Source organism: Nocardia sp. BMG111209, assembly GCF_000381925.1.
Lineage (GTDB): Bacteria > Actinomycetota > Actinomycetes > Mycobacteriales > Mycobacteriaceae > Nocardia.
On sequence record NZ_KB907307.1, the window covers coordinates 406,300 to 422,714 of the forward strand.

The following is a 16,415-nucleotide window of genomic DNA, read 5'->3' on the forward strand; positions in this document are numbered from 1 at the left end:
TGTAATCTACACACCAGGTGGATGTGTACATTACACACCCGGTGTGGGATGGAGGGCTTTTCGGTGCAGAAGACATCTACGGAGGGCGGTAGCACGACGGGCGGGGTGAATCCCTGGCTGATCGTGACGGTTCTCGGCTTTTCCGGGTTGTGTGCGGCGCTGATGCAGTCGTTGGTCATCCCGATCCAGAGTGAGCTGCCGCATTTGCTGGGCACGTCGGCGAGCAATGCCTCGTGGGTGCTGACCGCGACCCTGCTCGGCGGTGCGGTGGCGATGCCGGTGGCCGGGCGGCTGGCCGATATGTTCGGCAAGCGGCCGGTGCTGGTCGCGTCCGCGGCCCTGCTGCTGGTCGGCTCGCTGGTGTGCGCGATGTCCAGCTCGCTGGTGCCGATGCTCGTCGGCCGTGTGCTGCAAGGTATTTCGCTGGGATACATCCCGGTGGCGATCAGTTTCGTGCGTGAGGTCGTGCCGGCGCGGCTGGTCAATTCCGCGACCGCCTCGATCAGTGCGACGCTGGGTGTCGGTGGTGCGCTGGGACTGCCGCTGGCGGCGTGGATCGCGCAGGATCACAACTGGCATGCGCTGTTCTGGGTTTCGTCGGTGCTCGCGGCGGTGGTGACGGTGCTGTCGCTGGTGGCGTTGCCGCATGTGCGCGACGGACATTCGGCGCATCTGGATGTGGTCGGTGCGGTCGGCCTGGCCGTCGGATTGGTGGCGGTGCTGGTCGGGGTGTCGAAGGGTAACGACTGGGGCTGGACCTCGGGGCGCACCCTCGGACTGGTCGTCGGTGGTGTGGTGGTGCTGCTGGCTTGGGCCGCTTTCGAATTGCGGCACAGTGATCCGCTGGTCGACCTGCGGACGACCGCGGTCCGGCCGGTGCTGATGACGAATATCGCGGCGCTGTTGATCGGGTTCGGCATGATGGCGCAGTCGATCGTCGTGCCGCAGTTGCTGGAGATGCCCGCGCGAACCGGGTACGGGCTCGGGCAGAGTGTGCTCGCGGCCGGATTGTGGTTCGCCCCTGCGGGTTTGATGATGATGCTGTTCGCGCCGGTGTCGAGCTTCCTGCTGACCCGGTTCGGCGGCCGGATCGCACTCGCACTCGGTGCCGCGGTGCTGGCGCTCGGATACGTCTGTGGCGCAGTGCTGTTGGACGCACCGTGGCAGCTGATGCTCGCTACCTGCATTGCATCGGCCGGTGTCGGGATCGGATACGCGGCGATGCCGACGATCATCCTGGAGAACGTGCCGGGACGCGAAGCCGCGTCGAGCGTCGGTGTCAACTCGCTGATGCGCTCGGTCGGCACCACCATCGCCGGTGCGGTGATGAGCGTCGTACTCACCAGCAAGACAACCGTTTTCGCGCCGGGGCTGCCGGAGATCCCGACGCTGGACGCGTTCCGGTTGTGCTTCATCGTCGGTGCTGTCGCTGCTGCCGTCGGTGCGGTCGTGGCGCTGCTGGTGCCCGGCCGTGTACGCCGCGCCGAGGTGGCGGTCGATGTCGAGGCGGTGCCGGAGCCGGCCGTTCGATGAGTGCGGCCGACGCGGCCGAACTTGTTGCGAACTATCGGAGTGTGGGCTGCGGGCCGCGCCTCATGGCGCGGCGACGTGATCGCGGCGCGGGAGATCGCCGGAGCCGGGCCGAGATTCGGGGTTGCATCCGGTACCCGGGTACGGGCTTACCGTGAGGTCATGACCGACAACGACCGGTACGCGCAGCTGACGTCGCTCGCGGCGTGCACGCTGCCGACGGCACAGCGCCCGACCCGTCTGGCCGAGTTCGACGACTTCTTCGGCCGCGCGGTGGCCGCCACGGCACGCCCGTCGGCGACGCGGCTGGAGTTGCGGCTGCGCGCGGACGGGGACGCCGAACGGATGGGCCGGGATCTGGCGGCCCGCGAGTCGACGTGCTGTGCGTTCTTCACCTTCACCTTCACTGCGGACGCGGCGGGCACGGTGATGGGAATCGAGGTCCCCGTCACACATCTCGACATCCTCGACGCGCTCGCCGTGCGTGTGGCGGGAGCGGGCCGGTGACGGGGTTGCGTAGCGGGGAGCTGGCGGCCGCGGCGGGGGTGAATCCGCAGACGCTGCGCTATTACGAGCGCCGCGGCCTGCTGGCCGAACCCGACCGATCCCCGGGCGGGCACCGCATGTATCCGGAGCGAGCGGTCACGATTCTGCGGGTGATCAAGGCCGCCCAGCGTCTCGGGTTCACCCTCGACGAGGTCGCCGACCTGCTGGCGGGTACCCGCTACGGGCATCGGCAGCGTCCCGACACCGGGTTGCACGTCCGTGCCACCGCGAAACTCGCCGAGGTCGACGCCGCGCTCGCGGAACTGACCGCGGTGCGTGACACCCTGCGCGCGGCGTTGGCCGCCGGATGTGACGATCTGATCGAATGCAGCGAAAACCCGTGCTGCCCGGTCCCGTTCGACTCCCGTCGAGCATCGGCACTCCCGTAGCGAATCGATATCGAGGATCGGCGCGTATTCCGGGCGGCCGATGTTTGAACATCCGCTTTACCGGTATCCGGGGGTATCGGCGGCGTGCCCGTCGCAGGGTGCAACGGTGCGCCTTCTCTCGCTCGGCTTCGGAGGTTCCACCCATGACCGGCGCACTCGACACCCCGCAGACCACCACCGCGAACACGTCCCGGCGTGGCCACGACTCCTACGACGGGATCGAGCCCCGGCTCGTGGAATTGGCCGCCCTGGACCCCGCCGACCGGCGCTGGGCCCGATTGCGGGAGGAGATCATCACCCGCTGCCTGCCCCTGGCCGAGCACATCGCCCGCCGGTACTCCGGCCGCGGGGAGCAGTACGACGACCTGTTGCAGGTCGCTCGCTGCGGGCTGCTCGAGGCGGTGGGCCGGTTCGATCCCGCGCGCGGGACGACGTTCGTGTCGTTCGCGGTGCCGACGATCATGGGTGAGGTGCGACGGCACTTCCGCGACCGTACCTGGGCCGTGCGGGTGCCCCGGCGGTTGAAGGAACTGCGCGTGCACCTGCACGCGGCCGGCCCGGTGCTGATGCAACAGCTGGGCCGGATGCCGACCGTGACGGAACTGGCCGATCACCTCGGTCTGGACCGGGACGAGGTCGTGCAGGCGATGATCGCGTCGAACGGCTACGACACCGACGCCCTGGATCCCGGTACCGACAGCGACGACGAGCGCTTCTCGTCCCCGATGCGGCGGCTGGCGGCCGTGGAACCCTGCTACGGCCTGATCGAGGACGCCATGACGGTCCGGCCGCTGCTGGCCGGGTTGTCCGACCGTGACCGCGACATCCTGACCTGGCGATACTTCGAGGGCGAAACCCAGTCCCAGATCGCGGCCCGCCTCGGCGTCTCGCAGATGCAGATCTCCCGCCACCTGACCCGCATCCTCACCACAGTGCGCATCCTGGCCACCGCCGACGCGCCACTACTCGAAACAGCCTGAGCGGCACGGCTTCCGAGAGGACTTCGCCGGATTACGACGGTGGTTCCGGATTCCGCCGGGACAGTGTCTCCAGTCCGGCGATCAGTACGTCGAGGCCCTGTTCGAAGCGGGTGTCCGGTGTCACGGTGAGTGGGTGGGGTAGTCCCTCGACGGCTTGTTCGAAGGTCACCGAGCCCATGACGAAGATCATCAGGAGGATTCGGGCCGATTCCCGCCGGGTGGGTGGTACTCCGGCGTCGACGACGAGTTGCTGCATCAGCGAATCGACTTGCTGTGCGGCGCCTTTCGCGGGGTGGGTCTGCAGAACCTCGGCGATACCGTCGATTCCGAGCATCGCCCGGCGCGCGCTGCGGGCGAATACGCGGACCCGCTCCTGCCACGTTCCGGTGCAGGGTAATTCGACGGTGGCCAAGGTGGCCTCGGCTACCAGGTTCAGCAGTTGTGCCTTGTCGTCGACGTGGTGGTACATGGCGGTGGTCGACAGGCCCAGTTCCTTGGCCAGGGCTCGTACGGTGACGCTGCGGATGCCGCCGGCTTCGGCGACCCGGACCGCGGCGGCGACGATGATGTCGCGGTCGAGTTCGCCGTAGCGCAGCGACTTCGCCTTCGGATTCGAGGGGCCCGTCGTCATATCGCCAGGCTCCTCCACCAGGTGACGATGGTGTCGTCGCCGTTGGATGTCAGGGTCCCGTCGGGGACTCGGTTCCATATCCACAACAGCAGGTCGGAGGCCGATGCCACCAGTTCGACGGTGGGAGCGCCGGGATCGCGGTGGTCCCCGGCCGGGATGAGCGACAGGACCCGTGTGTCATCGATATCGGTGGGGGACAACAGGACCGACGTCACCGGTGGGGGCTGGGGGACGGCGTGCAACATCAGGGGCAGGAATTCCTCGGCGTATTCGTCGATCCCGTCCAGGGCGAGCCGCGCATCGATGACGGTGCGGTCCGCACCGGCGGCGTTCTCCGCGTCCGTGCGGTGGATCGCCACCTCCAAGGCCGCCTTGCGCCGCCACCAGACACTGGGGAACGGGCCCCGGATCGGTGTCCAGACCGGATGATCGGGCGGTGTCGCCTCCAGCGCGGACAGTAGCTCCTCGAGCGATTCGTCCGACCAGCGCAGTAGTTCGCCGCGGTCGGCGGGCCCGGGTGGCAGGATGCGTTCCTGCGCAGTGAGTCCGGCCGATACGCACGTGGTCATCCACCGATTCGCACCGGCGACATGGGCGACCACGTCACCCAGGGTCCAGCCGGGGCAGGTGGGAACGGGCAGCTCGAGATCATGGCGGGTTGCGATGGCCGCCAGCGCTTTACCGTCGGTCTCGATCGACGCGAGGTAGTCGACAGTACTTCTCGACGATCCTGCGGCCTGGGGTGTGGTCATTCGGTGGCCTTCCGTTGTGGTTCGCGTGCACCACGTCGACTCCTCGGCGGAGATTTTAACGCTGTACATTTCTGGCGGCAACGGCCGGCGGCTCGGTGCGGGTGGCCTCGGATTTACACCATACATCTGTCGGTAAGTGTATGGTCTTGGCAGACGTCGGTTGACGGGACCACTCGTCCGAGAGGTTGTGCTCGATGAGCGACTTGGTGATTCGCAAAATTCCGTGGACCTTCGACACGGCGGTGCCGTTTCGATGGCAGCCCGCCAATCCGCTGATGGGGATCTTCGGAAACGTGTTCACGTTCTTCGCCGTCCCGTTCGAGCAGTACATCATCGGTGCGCTGCGCGATGCGGAGCATTTGATCACCGACCCCGCCGTCGCCGCGGAATGCCGCGCCTTCGTACGGCAGGAGGCCCAGCACTCGTCGGCGCATCGTAAGCACCTGAACAGCTTGATTAAGCAGTACCCGGGGCTCGAGGAGACTCGGCGGGAGGTCACCGACCGCTTCGACGGCCTGCTGGCGACCCGGGGCATCGAGTTCCACGTCTCCTACATCGCCGACATCGAGGCGACGTTCACCCCCTTGTTCAAAGTCTTTCTCGATCACCGTGATTCGATCTTCGGCGGGGGAGATCCGCGCGTCGCGTCGCTCATCCTGTGGCACTTCGTCGAGGAGATCGAGCATCGCAGTTCCGGGCTGGCGATTTGCGCGCACCTGACATCCAGCCGGTGGACCCGAACCCGGTTCGCTCCGGCGACGGCCGGGCATGTGCTCGGGGTGATCGAGACGATCACTCGCGGTTTCGACCGGCATGTGCCCGAGGCCGACCGTGGGATGTCTGCGTACCGGGCGATGCGGTCGGATGTGGTCCTGAGTGAGCTGCGGGCCCGGCTACGGCCCCGATTCCGCGGTCCTCGGCGAAATCCGCTGCCGGCGCGCATCTTTCACGATGTCTCTACCCGGGAACTCGCCGGGATGATCGGCCGGCTGATCGCCTCGCAGGCCCCGTATCACAATCCGGCCGACCAGCCGCTGCCGGAGTGGGCGGCCGTGTGGATGCGCGCCTACGAGCGCGGCGCCGACATGACCACGTTCTTCGGAAGGTAGCAACCATGCGGACCTGTACACCCGATTTCGAGCAACTCGCAAGCCGGACAAGGGGTCTCGACTGTGACGGCAATGTCTTCGTCACGCTGCGGAGTCCGTTCTCGCTGGAGAACTGGACCATCGGTTCCCGCTCTGGGTGTCGTCCCCTATCTCAACATTCAGGCGTTCTCCCTCGGCCTTCCGTTCGGGATGGCGCTGATCACCCGGCTGACGTCGCGGCGACCGGGGCAGAGCCGCCGGAAAATCGCGCGTGATGTGCTGCTGGTCAGCCTCGGCGTATGGCCGATCGAATTCGTGTCGTCGGCTCCGGCGACGTTGATCAATCTTGCGGGCGTGTCCATCCAAACGGGGCGGCTGATCGCGACCTGGCTGCTCATCGGTGCGGCCGGGATGACCACCATCGCAGCATTTCTCGGGGCCCACCGGTCGCGCCGGCGGAATTCGGCGAATGCCGGACGAGACTACTTCGCACCGGCCTGCGTCGCCGTTTATCTGGTTGTGTGCATCGTGCTCTGGGGCGCGGCCCTGCCGGATTATCTGGCCGCACACCACGGCGTCACGGCGTCCGGCGCTCCGATCGGTTCGTTCCCGTATGCCGTTGTCACCGCTGTTCTGGCGGTGGCGCTCACGATCGGCGCCTACCTCCCGGCGCCATGGCCGTGAGGCGGCCACCCGGTACCGTTTCGGGTATGGCCGAGACTGGTGTCGAGCGCTGATGCGCACACACGGATGGTCGGGTGCGACGCCCGCCAGCGATGACGAAGCTGTCGAACGGATCCTGAATGCCGCCCGGCGTCGAATGGATCAGTCCGGTAAGGACTTCAACATCTCCGATGTGGCGCGCGATCTCGGGGTCACCCGCCAAACCGTGTATCGCTATTTCGCCGGCACCGACGCGTTGCTGATCGCGACCGCGGTCGCCGAAATCGGCCCTTTCCTGGACAGTCTCGCCGCTCATCTGGCCTCGATTCACGAACCGGCCGAAGCGGTCGTCGAAGGCATCGCCCATACGCTCGAGTGCCTGCCTGACGAGAAGTACGTGAGTCTGCTGCTCACTCCCGGCCGTGCCGGCGCATTCTCGGCGGGGGTCACCTCCGATGTGGCGTTGTCGTTCGGACGTGCCCTCGTGGAGCGGTTCGATGTCGACTGGCGCAGCGTCGGAATCACCGACGACAACCTCGACGAGATGGTCGAGTTCATGCTCAGGATCTTCCAGTCCCTGGTCATCGACCCCGGCCGCCCGCCGCGCAGCGGTGCCGAATTGCGGGGGTTCCTCCGGCGCTGGGTCGCACCGGCGATCGGATCCACCCACGATGCCGCCTCGCCGTCCGGCGGCACCACGCCGGCCTGCCGCATTTCCTGAGGCATCGGCGGGCGTCCGTCCGTCCGGACCTTGACACTATGCGATCAACGCTCGCATAATACCGAATCGAGTACGCGATCGGTGATCGCATAGTGATGAACGGTGGCAGGGATTCCGCCGGTCGTGCACCGAGGTGCCAGTGAGGAAACCAGGAGGACGTCCGTGACTGCGGTGATGCAGGGTGTCAGGATCGTCGAGGTCGCCGAGCACACCTTCGTGCCGGCCGCGTCCGCGCTGCTGGCCGACTGGGGTGCGGACGTGATCAAGATCGAGCACGTGGAGCGTGGCGACGCGATGCGGGGGCTGGCGTCCTCCGGTATCGCGGTCGTTCCGGACGACGTGCACGTGCTGTTCGAACACTCCAACCGCGGTAAGCGCAGCCTCGGCCTGGATCTGACCTCCGAGGCCGGGCGCGACATCCTGTATCGGCTGGTCGCCGCGGCGGATGTGTTCCTGACCAACAAGCTGCCCCGGGTGCGGACCAAGCTCGGTATCGACGTCGAGGATCTGCGGGTGCACAACCCGCGGCTGATCTACGTCCGCGGAACCGGGCAGGGGGAGCGCGGCCCGGAGGCGGATCGCGGCGCCTACGATTCGCTGGCGTTCTGGGCTCGGGCGGGTGTCGCGGCGGGGGTCATGCGGCCGGAGTACGGGCACGTACCCGTTCCGCCGGCGCCGGGATTCGGCGATTCGATCGGCGGCATGACGATCGCCGGCGGGATCGCCAGCGCGCTGTTCCACCGGGAACGCACCGGCGAGGCCACCACGGTGGATGTCTCGCTGATGAGCACCGCGATCTGGTCGATGGGGCAGGCGATGGCGCTGTCGCTGCAATTGGACGTGCCGTGGACCCCGCCGCCGGTGGGCACCCGGTCCAATCCGCTGACCGGCCACTACCGCACCGCGGACGGACGGTGGCTGTCGTTCACCTGCCTGCAGGCCGGCCGCTACTGGGGCTCGATCTGCGCTGCCGTCGAGCGGCCCGAACTGGCGGCGGATCCGCGCTTCGCCGATCACGCCGCGCTGATGGCGCACAGCGCGGAGGCGATCGAGATCCTCACCGCGACGTTCGCCGCGCGGCCGTTGGACGATTGGCGGGATCGGTTGTCCGCCTTCACCGGTCAGTGGACGATCGTGCAGCACACACTGGAGGCCGCGGCCGATCCGCAGACGATCGCCAACGGGTACGTCCAGGAGTGCGCGACCGCCACCGGAGTTCCGTTCCGGCTGGCCGCGGCCCCGGTGCAGTTCGACGAAAAGCCCGCGATACCCCGGCGCGCACCGGAATTCAACGAGCACGGTGACGAGGTGCTCGCCGAACTCGGTCTCGATCCGGAGGCGGTGCTGGATCTGAAGATTCGCGGCGTCGTCACGTAGGCGGCGCGGAAGTCCGTGCGGCAACTCGAATCACAGGAGAGAGAATGACGTTGTTCGATGCGTTCCGGTTCGACGGCAAGCGGGTGCTGGTCGTCGGCGGCGCCAGCGGAATGGGCGCCGCGGCAGCACAACTCGCGCTCGACGCGGGCGCGGAGGTGCTGGTCGCCGATATCGCGCCGATCACCGCCGACGGGGTGCAGGCGATCGCGATCGATCTCGCCGACACCGATTCCATCGACGCGGCGGTCGAAGCACTGGACGGCCCGGTGCATGTGCTGCTGGGTGCGGCGGGTGTCGCGGACGGCACGGCCGGCCTCGAGCGGATCAACTTCCTCGGCCACCGCTACCTGATCGAACGACTGCTCGCCGCCGATCTGCTGCCGCGCGGTGCGGCGATCGGCCTGATCTCGTCGGCGGCGGGCCTGGGCTGGGAGTCGAATCTGCCGCTGCTGCAGGAATATCTGGCCATCCCGGACTTCCACGACGCGGCGCGCTGGGTGGTCGGACAGGGCAAGGCCGATTACATGTTCTCGAAGCAGGCGGTCTGCGCCTATGTCGCCACCCAGGCATTGACGTTGCGGGCCAGGGGAATTCGTATCAACGCGATCTGCCCCGGCGCCACCGACACCCCGCTGGCGCGCGCGAATGCCGAGCGGTGGCTCGGATTCGGCACCGACTACCGGGAAGCGGCCGGGGTCGAGGTGTCGCAGCCGATCGAGCAGGCCGGGCCGCTGCTGTTCCTGTGCAGCGCTGCGGCCTCCTCGATCACCGGCACCATCCTCACCGCCGACCACGGGTATTTCACCGCCGGCGTCTCCGGGTCGTTCCCGGCGGCGACGCCCGTCGTCACATTCATGCTCGGCCGGTAAAGCCCTGGAAGGGAACAGGTTTCGATGAAAGAACAACGCCGCGGCCGCAAGATCGCGATGAGCCCGGAGGAAGTCGACGCCTTCCTCGCCGAGGAGCGCACCTGCCGGGTGGCCACCTCGAGCCCGGACGGTCCGCACCTGACCCCGCTGTGGTTCGTCTGGGACGGCACCGCCCTGTGGCTGAACTCCGTGGTGAAGAGCCAGCGCTGGACCGATATCGCGCGCGATCCCCAAGTCGCCGTGCTCATCGACGGCGGACACGCCTTCAACGAGCTGCGCGGCGTGGAGATCCGCGGCCGGCTGGAATCGGTGGGGGAGGTACCGCGCACCGGCACAACGGATTCCGAGCTCGCGGAACCGGAGCGGCAGTTCGCCCGCAAGTACACCGGCCGCGACGAGATGCACTACGACGGCCGGCACGCCTGGCTGCGGCTGACGCCGCAGAAGATCACCAGCTGGGATTTCCGGAAGATGTGACCGATCCCGCCGCCCTGGGTCGGTAGCAGTCAGCACGAGTGAGCGAGTATTGCCATGGATATCAATGATCTGATCCTGGTGAGCATCGACGACCACGTCGTCGAGCCGCCGGACATGTTCGAGAATCACACCCCGGCCGCGCTGGCCGACGTGATGCCGCGGGTCATCGTCGACGACCAGGGTGTCGACCGCTGGATGTACCGGGGCAACCCGGTCGGCGTCACCGGTCTGAACGCGGTCGTCTCCTGGCCGCCGGAGGAGTGGGACCACGATCCGGCGGGGTACGCCGAGATGCGGCCCGGTGTCTACGACGTGCACGAGCGCGTGCGGGACATGAACGCCAACGGTGTGTTCGCCTCGATGTGCTTCCCGACCTACGCGGGTTTCAGCGCCGGACATCTGGCGAAGGTCAAGGACGACATCACCGTTCGGATCATCGAGCTCTACAACGACTGGCACATCGAGGACTGGTGCGGCGCGTATCCGGGCCGGTTCATCCCGCTCGGCATTCTGCCGCTGTGGGATCCGCAGCTGGCGGTCGCCGAGATCGAGCGGCTGGCCTCGAAGGGCTGTCATTCGGTGTCGATGCCGGAGCTGCCGCACCTCGAGGGGCTGCCCAGCTACTTCGACCAGAATTACTGGGGCCCGGTATTTTCCGCGTTGCAGGATCAGCAGACGGTGATGAACCTGCACATCGGCGCGGGTTTCGGTGCGCTGCGGCTGGCCCCGGACGCGCCGATCGACAATCTGATGTGCCTGGCGCCCACGGTTTCCCAGATCACCGTGCAGGATCTGTTGTGGGGCCCGGCCTTCCGGTCCTATCCGGGGCTGAGGGTGGCGTTGTCCGAGGGTGGGATCGGCTGGATCCCGTTCTTCCTGGACCGGTCCGATCGCCACTACACCAACCAGAAGTGGCTGCGCCGGGACTTCGGCGGCAAGCTGCCCAGCGAGGTGTTCCGCGAGCACGTGATGGCCTGCTACGTCACCGATCCCACCGCGCTCACCTATCGCGACAAGGTCGGGATGGACATCATCGCGTGGGAATGCGACTTCCCCCATGCGGATTCGCTGTGGCCCGATGCTCCCGAATTCGTGCTCGGCGAACTGAACGCCGCCGGCGCGCCGGACGCGGACATCGACAAGATCACGTGGGAGAACGCCTGCCGGTTCCTCGGCTGGGATCCGTTCGCGCACACCCCGAGAGAGCAGGCCACCGTCGGTGCGCTGCGTGCGCAGGCCACCGACGTGGATCTCTCGATCCGGTCCCGCAAGGAATGGGCGCGGCGCTACGCGGCCCAGCCGGCCGGCTGAGTTCCGGCAGGAAGGCGATATGCACTACCGCACACTCGGTACCACCGGCGTCACCGTCAGCGTCCAGTGCCTCGGCGCGATGATGTTCGGGCAGTTGGGAAATACGGACGTCGACGACTGTCTCGGGATCATCGGCCGCGCGCTGGACAGCGGGATCAACTTCATCGACACCGCCGACGTGTACTCCGGCGGCCAGAGTGAGGAGATCGTCGGGCAGGCGGTGCGGACACGGCGCGACGAGGTCGTGATCGCCACCAAATGCTTCTACCCGATGGGCCCGGACGCCAACCAGCGCGGCGGTTCCCGGCGATGGATCACCCGGGCGGTCGACGCCAGCCTGCGGCGTCTGGGCACCGACTACATCGACCTCTACCAGGTGCACAAGCTCGACTGGGACACCGATCTCGAGGAAACCCTCGGTGCGCTCACCGATCTGGTGCGGCAGGGCAAGGTGCTGTATCTGGGCTCGTCCTCGTTCCCGGCGGACTGGATCGTGGAGGCCCAGTGGGCGGCCGCGCGCCGCCACACCGAACGCTTTGTGTGCGAGCAGTCGCAGTACTCGATCTTCGCCCGCTCGGTGGAGCAGGCGGTACTGCCCGCCTGCTCGCGGCATCGGATGGCGATGATCCCGTGGAGCCCGCTGGCCGGGGGCTGGTTGACCGGGAAGTATCGCCGCGGCGAAAACGCGCCCGCGGGTTCACGATTCGACCCGGCGAACCCCTTCATGCGCGGATCGGTCAGCACCGCCGAGGAGCGCACGTCCGCGGTGCGCTACGACGCGGTGGAGGCCCTGCACGTGATCGCCGAGCAGGCCGGTCTGTCGCTGACCGAGCTGGCCCTGGCCTTCGTCGGCAGTCATCCCGCGATCACCTCGACCATCGTCGGGCCGCGCACGATGCGGCATCTCGACGACGCGCTGGCCGCCGCCGAAATCCGGCTCGGCGGCGACGTTCTCGACGCGATCGACAAGGTCGTCTCGCCGGGCACCGATCTGCCCGGCATCGACCACTTCGTCCACCGTCCCGCACTCGACGCCGCGGCGCGGCGGCGACCACAGTAGGTCGGTGACGTGGCCATCCGCGTCAGCGGGTGCGGTGGTGGTGCCGGAGGGCGACGGCCCCGATGACGATCACGTCGAGCGCGATGACGACCATCGTCCAGCCCGGATTGTAGGACCGCCACACGAGATTCGCGACGATCGCCGCCGCGGCCACGACGATCGCGGTGGCATTCGCCCAGGTGCGGCCGGTGAACAGGGCCACGGCCGCGCCGACGAGCGCCGCGCCGACGACCAGATGCGCGAACCCCCAGCCGGTGACGTCCCACTGGGAGCCGTGTTGTGCGACGGTGCCGGCCGCGACCGCCGAAATCCCTTCCAGCGCTTGCGCGATACCGACGACGACCAGCAGGACCACCGCGGTGATCCCGGCGGCCACGCCGTGGTCGATCCAGGAGTGGCCCGGACCGCTCGTGTCGGTGGGCGCCAGGATGTCGGTGTCGGTCTCCGTGGCGACGATGGCTTCGGGCGTGGTGGGGTGTACCGGTGTGGGAATGAGGGAACCGGCAGTGCTGTCCGGCATGGGAACCTCCTAGGTTCGGCGATAGGGCCTGCACATGGTGACGAACTACCCGCCACGAACGACCTGACACGCCGGTACCGCACCCACTCCCGCACTCCGGCCGCGGCGATGATCATGACTTCGCGTGTCGCGCACGGTGTCTCGCCGTCGGCGCGCTGCTCGGTGGCGACAGCCGAGAACGCGCCGACACGGCCTCGGGTGCTCGCGCTACCGGTATCGATCGGCCAGTTCGGTGCCGATCCGGCCCAATTCCGTTCGTACCGAGGGTGGTTCGAGCACCTCGACCAGATCGCCCCAGCCGGCGAGCTGGCGGGCGATGTCGAGTGGGGTGGGGGCCGCGACCCGGACCCGGACGCGGTGGTCGTCGAGTTCGGCCTCGACGTGGCAGTGCCGCCCGAAGTGGTCGTGCAGTATCGCGGCGAAGCGTCGCTCGATCAGCAGGGTCGCCCAGGTTCGGGACCGTAGCTCCTCGACGGTGTCGACGACCTCGTCCCAGGCGCCGGTGAGGGCGAAATCGGCGGGAATCTCGAAGGTGTCCTCGAGCGGATCGGCGGCGGTCATGCGATCGATGCGGAAGGTGCGCCGGCCGTGGGGCGTGCGCGCGAGCAGGTACCAGGTGCCGTCCTTGTCGATGACACCCCACGGTTCCACCACCGGTCGGGATCGGTGGCCGCCGCTGTTGGTGTAGTCGAGGCAAACCTTCCGGCGGCGTACCACCGCGGCCTGGAGTACCTCGGCCAGTTCCGGGCGGGCCGAGGTGCGCGCACCCCAGGGGGCGGTATCGACCGTCGTCGCAGTCGCGGCCGCCTCGGCCTCGGCGCGGAAGGTCTGCGGCAATGCCCGGACCAGTTTCCGCAATGCCGCCTTCGCCTCCCCGGAGGCCGCCGCGGCGGGCCCGACGAGCAGGAACAGGGCCCGTGCCTCGGTGGCCGACAGCCCGGACAGATCCGTGCGCGCGCCACCCACCAGCGACCAGCCCCCACCCCGCCCGGCCTGCGGATACACCGGGATCCCGGCGGTGGACAACGCCTCCAGATCACGCCGCGCGGTCGCCACCGACACCTCGAGTTCGGTGGCCAGCTCCGCCGCGGTGACCCGGCCCCGCGCCTGCATCAGCAACAGGACGGCCAATAGCCGATCAGCTCGCATTCCCCGAGACTGCCAGAAAAGTGCTCATATGGTGAGCACTTTTCCCCGCATCATTGAGATATTCACCGAACGAAGGGAATTCACCGATGTTGCGAGGACTCAGCACCGTCAACATTTTCGCCGACGACGTCGCCGCCGCGCGGGACTGGTACACCGGAATACTCGGCGTACCAACCTATTTCGCCCGGGAGATGGCGGGCGAGCTCGCCTACGCCGAGTTCCGCCTCGGCGACCATCAGCACGAACTCGGCATCGTCGACCGGCGGTTCGCGCCGACCGGTACCGGCGACACCCCGGGTGGCGCCGTGATCTATTGGCACGTCGACGACGTCGCGGCCGCCGTCGACCGATTCGTCGCCGCCGGCGCGACCGTCCACGAGAAGATCACCGAACGCGGACCCGGCTTCGTGACCGCCTCGATCCTCGATCCGTTCGGCAACATCCTCGGCGTGATGTACAACCAGCACTACCTGGATATCCTCGCCGCGCGCACCGGGAACTGACCCCACCGGACCGGGCCCGCGCCGATGACCAGCGTCACTCGCCCGCCTGGCAGCGGTTCTGCGGGGTATCCGAGCACGGAGCGGGCCCGGCGGCTCGCAACCGGAGGTGGATATGTGCGCGGATACGGTGGCCGACGGACGGCAGTGGCCGATGGTGCCGGGATTCTGGCGGCAGGTCGTCGACCAGCTCGGCTTCGGGTTGGTCGTGACCGGCCGCGACGGGCGGATCGTCGCGGCGAATCCGGCCACCGAGTCGCTGCTGGGCCGCACCGCGGAAACCCTGCGCGGCAAGGGTTTCCATGATCTCGTGCACGGCGGTACTGCCGGCCGCGAGAGGTCGCCGCACCGATGCGCGTTGCAGGGGGCACTGACGCGGCACGACATCGCGCACGAGGGTGGCGACCGGTTCGCCCGGCTCGACGGCGAGACGATCGCGGTGGACTGGGCCGTCACGCCGCTGAGCGTCGACGGCGCGCGCGACGGGTCGGCGGTGCTGTTCGGCGGCGCGACCGCCGAGGGCGAGGCGTGGCAGGCGCGTGCGTCGCAGGTCAGCGATCTGGAGGACCTGATCGGACGCCTGACGCTGGTCGCGGAGGTCACCGCGGTACTCAGTCAGACCCTGGAGACCGGCGAGATGCTCGCCCGGCTCGGCCGCCTGCTGATCCCGCGCCTCGCGGACTGGACCGCGGTGGACCTCCGCGTCGACGGCGACCACGTCGACCGGGTGGCGGTCACCGGACCCGACGACCGCGACACAGGCCACGAACAGTGGCTGGGACGCCTGCCCGCCATGGACCAGGCGTCCCAGTCGGCGCTGGTGGGAGTGCTGCGGACCGGCGAACCGATTCTGCTGGACCGGGAAATCATCACCGGGCCACCGGATTCCGCGGTGGCCGCCGTGCACACCGGCTTCCTGCACGCGATCGGCGCGGCATCCGCGCTGACCGTCCCGCTGAGCTCCGGCCGCCAGGTCACCGGCGCGCTCACGGTGGTGCGTACCGATCCGGCGCGCCCGTTCGACAACGAGGACCGGCAGGCCGTCGTCGACATCGGCCGCCGGGTCGGCCAGCTCCTCGACAATTCGCTCCGCTTCGACCGTCAGCGCACCGTCGCCGAAGCCATGCAACGCAACCTGCTCGCCCCGCTGCCGCAGCCCGGCCGGTTGCGGCTGGCCGCCCGCTATCAGCCCGCCCCGGCCGCCTCACAGGTCGGCGGTGACTGGTACGACGCGTTCGCGCTGCGCGACGGCACGACCGCACTGGTCATCGGCGACGTCGTCGGCCACGACCTCACCGCCGCCGCCGGCATGGCACAACTGCGCGGCATCCTGCGCTCGCTGGCCTGGGACCACGCCGAACCACCCAGCGTGATCGTCGACCTGCTCGATGACGCCATGCCCGCGATCACCACCGTCCCGATGGCCACGCTCGTGCTCGCCCGCGTCGAAGGCTCCCCGGACGGGCCGTGGACCCTGCACTGGACCAGCGCCGGACACCCGCCGCCACTGCTGGTGACCCCCGATCGCCGCGCCCGCTACCTGGACGACGGGCAGGGCCTGCTGCTGGGCACCCGGCTCGCCACCCCGGGGGACCGGCCCGACGCCACCGCACCGCTGCCCCCGGGCTCCACCCTGCTGCTCTATACCGACGGCCTGATCGAGACCCCCGGCATCGATCTCGACACCGGTTTCGGCCTGCTCCGCCGCCACGCCCTCGCACTCACCCACGAACCCCTGGAGAAGCTCTGCGACGAACTCCTCGCCCGGATGCCCACCGGCACCGACGACGATGTCGCACTCCTCGCCCTGCGCCTGCCCACACCCTGAACGGGCTGTGCCGCTTGCGGACTC

18 protein-coding genes are annotated in these 16,415 nt (G+C 68.5%); 14 read left to right on the forward strand and 4 right to left on the reverse strand.

Annotation, left to right across the window (positions count from 1 at the left end; genetic code table 11):
* Positions 1–63: 63 nt before the first annotated feature.
* The 4 genes from G361_RS41850 to G361_RS0101680 all read left to right on the forward strand — a co-directional run bounded on the left by G361_RS41850 (position 64) and on the right by G361_RS0101680 (position 3,445).
* A complete protein-coding gene (locus tag G361_RS41850) occupies positions 64–1,533 on the forward strand; it encodes an MFS transporter (RefSeq protein WP_231386752.1) in 1,470 nt (489 codons plus the stop codon).
* Between the two features lie 159 nt (positions 1,534–1,692).
* Positions 1,693–2,037, forward strand: a complete 345-nt coding sequence (locus G361_RS0101670; RefSeq protein ID WP_019925307.1) for a hypothetical protein — start codon at positions 1,693–1,695, stop codon at positions 2,035–2,037.
* On the forward strand, positions 2,034–2,465 hold the full coding sequence (locus tag G361_RS0101675) for a MerR family transcriptional regulator (RefSeq protein ID WP_019925308.1): 432 nt from the start codon (positions 2,034–2,036) through the stop codon (positions 2,463–2,465). Before G361_RS0101670 ends, G361_RS0101675 begins: the two co-directional genes overlap by 4 nt.
* Before the next feature lie 143 nt (positions 2,466–2,608).
* Positions 2,609–3,445: a SigB/SigF/SigG family RNA polymerase sigma factor gene (locus tag G361_RS0101680; protein ID WP_019925309.1), complete on the forward strand. Its 837-nt coding sequence runs from the start codon at positions 2,609–2,611 to the stop codon at positions 3,443–3,445.
* A gap of 31 nt (positions 3,446–3,476) precedes the next feature.
* Here the strand turns inward: G361_RS0101680 and G361_RS46560 are convergent, their stop codons facing one another.
* Both G361_RS46560 and G361_RS0101690 read right to left on the reverse strand, forming a co-directional pair.
* Positions 3,477–4,076, reverse strand: a complete 600-nt coding sequence (locus tag G361_RS46560; RefSeq protein WP_019925310.1) for a TetR/AcrR family transcriptional regulator C-terminal domain-containing protein — start codon at positions 4,074–4,076, stop codon at positions 3,477–3,479.
* The gene (locus G361_RS0101690; RefSeq protein ID WP_019925311.1) at positions 4,073–4,828 is read right to left on the reverse strand and encodes a maleylpyruvate isomerase family mycothiol-dependent enzyme; all 756 of its coding nucleotides are present in this window, start codon (positions 4,826–4,828) and stop codon (positions 4,073–4,075) included. The genes G361_RS46560 and G361_RS0101690 overlap by 4 nt, the downstream gene beginning before the upstream one ends.
* 194 nt (positions 4,829–5,022) lie before the next feature.
* Between G361_RS0101690 and G361_RS0101695 the strand changes: the two genes are divergently transcribed.
* From G361_RS0101695 to G361_RS0101730, 8 genes are all read left to right on the forward strand, one after another.
* Positions 5,023–5,937 (forward strand): metal-dependent hydrolase, encoded by a 915-nt coding sequence (locus G361_RS0101695; RefSeq protein WP_019925312.1) that lies wholly within the window; start codon positions 5,023–5,025, stop codon positions 5,935–5,937.
* Between the two features lie 189 nt (positions 5,938–6,126).
* Complete coding sequence (locus G361_RS41860; protein ID WP_019925313.1) at positions 6,127–6,600, forward strand: hypothetical protein; 474 nt, start codon at positions 6,127–6,129, stop codon at positions 6,598–6,600.
* Positions 6,601–6,652: 52 nt separating this feature from the next.
* The gene (locus G361_RS0101705) at positions 6,653–7,300 is read left to right on the forward strand and encodes a TetR/AcrR family transcriptional regulator (protein ID WP_026342589.1); all 648 of its coding nucleotides are present in this window, start codon (positions 6,653–6,655) and stop codon (positions 7,298–7,300) included.
* 162 nt (positions 7,301–7,462) lie between these two features.
* Positions 7,463–8,677: a CaiB/BaiF CoA-transferase family protein gene (locus G361_RS0101710; RefSeq protein WP_019925315.1), complete on the forward strand. Its 1,215-nt coding sequence runs from the start codon at positions 7,463–7,465 to the stop codon at positions 8,675–8,677.
* A 44-nt stretch (positions 8,678–8,721) separates the two neighbouring features.
* Entirely contained in the window at positions 8,722–9,546 is an 825-nt protein-coding gene (locus tag G361_RS0101715) for an SDR family oxidoreductase (RefSeq protein ID WP_019925316.1), read from the forward strand.
* Positions 9,547–9,570: 24 nt separating this feature from the next.
* The gene (locus tag G361_RS0101720; RefSeq protein WP_019925317.1) at positions 9,571–10,023 is read left to right on the forward strand and encodes a pyridoxamine 5'-phosphate oxidase family protein; all 453 of its coding nucleotides are present in this window, start codon (positions 9,571–9,573) and stop codon (positions 10,021–10,023) included.
* Positions 10,024–10,077: 54 nt separating this feature from the next.
* The gene (locus G361_RS0101725) at positions 10,078–11,334 is read left to right on the forward strand and encodes an amidohydrolase family protein (protein ID WP_019925318.1); all 1,257 of its coding nucleotides are present in this window, start codon (positions 10,078–10,080) and stop codon (positions 11,332–11,334) included.
* 19 nt (positions 11,335–11,353) lie between these two features.
* Positions 11,354–12,394, forward strand: coding sequence for an aldo/keto reductase (locus G361_RS0101730; RefSeq protein WP_019925319.1), 1,041 nt, complete (start codon positions 11,354–11,356; stop codon positions 12,392–12,394).
* A 22-nt stretch (positions 12,395–12,416) separates the two neighbouring features.
* Here G361_RS0101730 and G361_RS0101735 read toward each other — a convergent pair whose 3' ends face one another.
* Positions 12,417–12,914, reverse strand: coding sequence for a hypothetical protein (locus G361_RS0101735; protein WP_019925320.1), 498 nt, complete (start codon positions 12,912–12,914; stop codon positions 12,417–12,419).
* Between the two features lie 207 nt (positions 12,915–13,121).
* Positions 13,122–14,063, reverse strand: a complete 942-nt coding sequence (locus G361_RS0101740; protein WP_026342591.1) for a YafY family protein — start codon at positions 14,061–14,063, stop codon at positions 13,122–13,124.
* An 86-nt stretch (positions 14,064–14,149) separates the two neighbouring features.
* Here G361_RS0101740 and G361_RS0101745 point away from each other — a divergent pair, with 86 nt between their 5' ends.
* Positions 14,150–14,566 carry a VOC family protein gene (locus G361_RS0101745; protein ID WP_019925322.1) on the forward strand — a complete coding sequence of 139 codons (417 nt, stop codon included), beginning with the start codon at positions 14,150–14,152 and terminating at the stop codon, positions 14,564–14,566.
* Between the two features lie 112 nt (positions 14,567–14,678).
* Entirely contained in the window at positions 14,679–16,391 is a 1,713-nt protein-coding gene (locus G361_RS0101750) for a SpoIIE family protein phosphatase (RefSeq protein WP_019925323.1), read from the forward strand.
* Positions 16,392–16,415 lie beyond the last annotated feature (24 nt).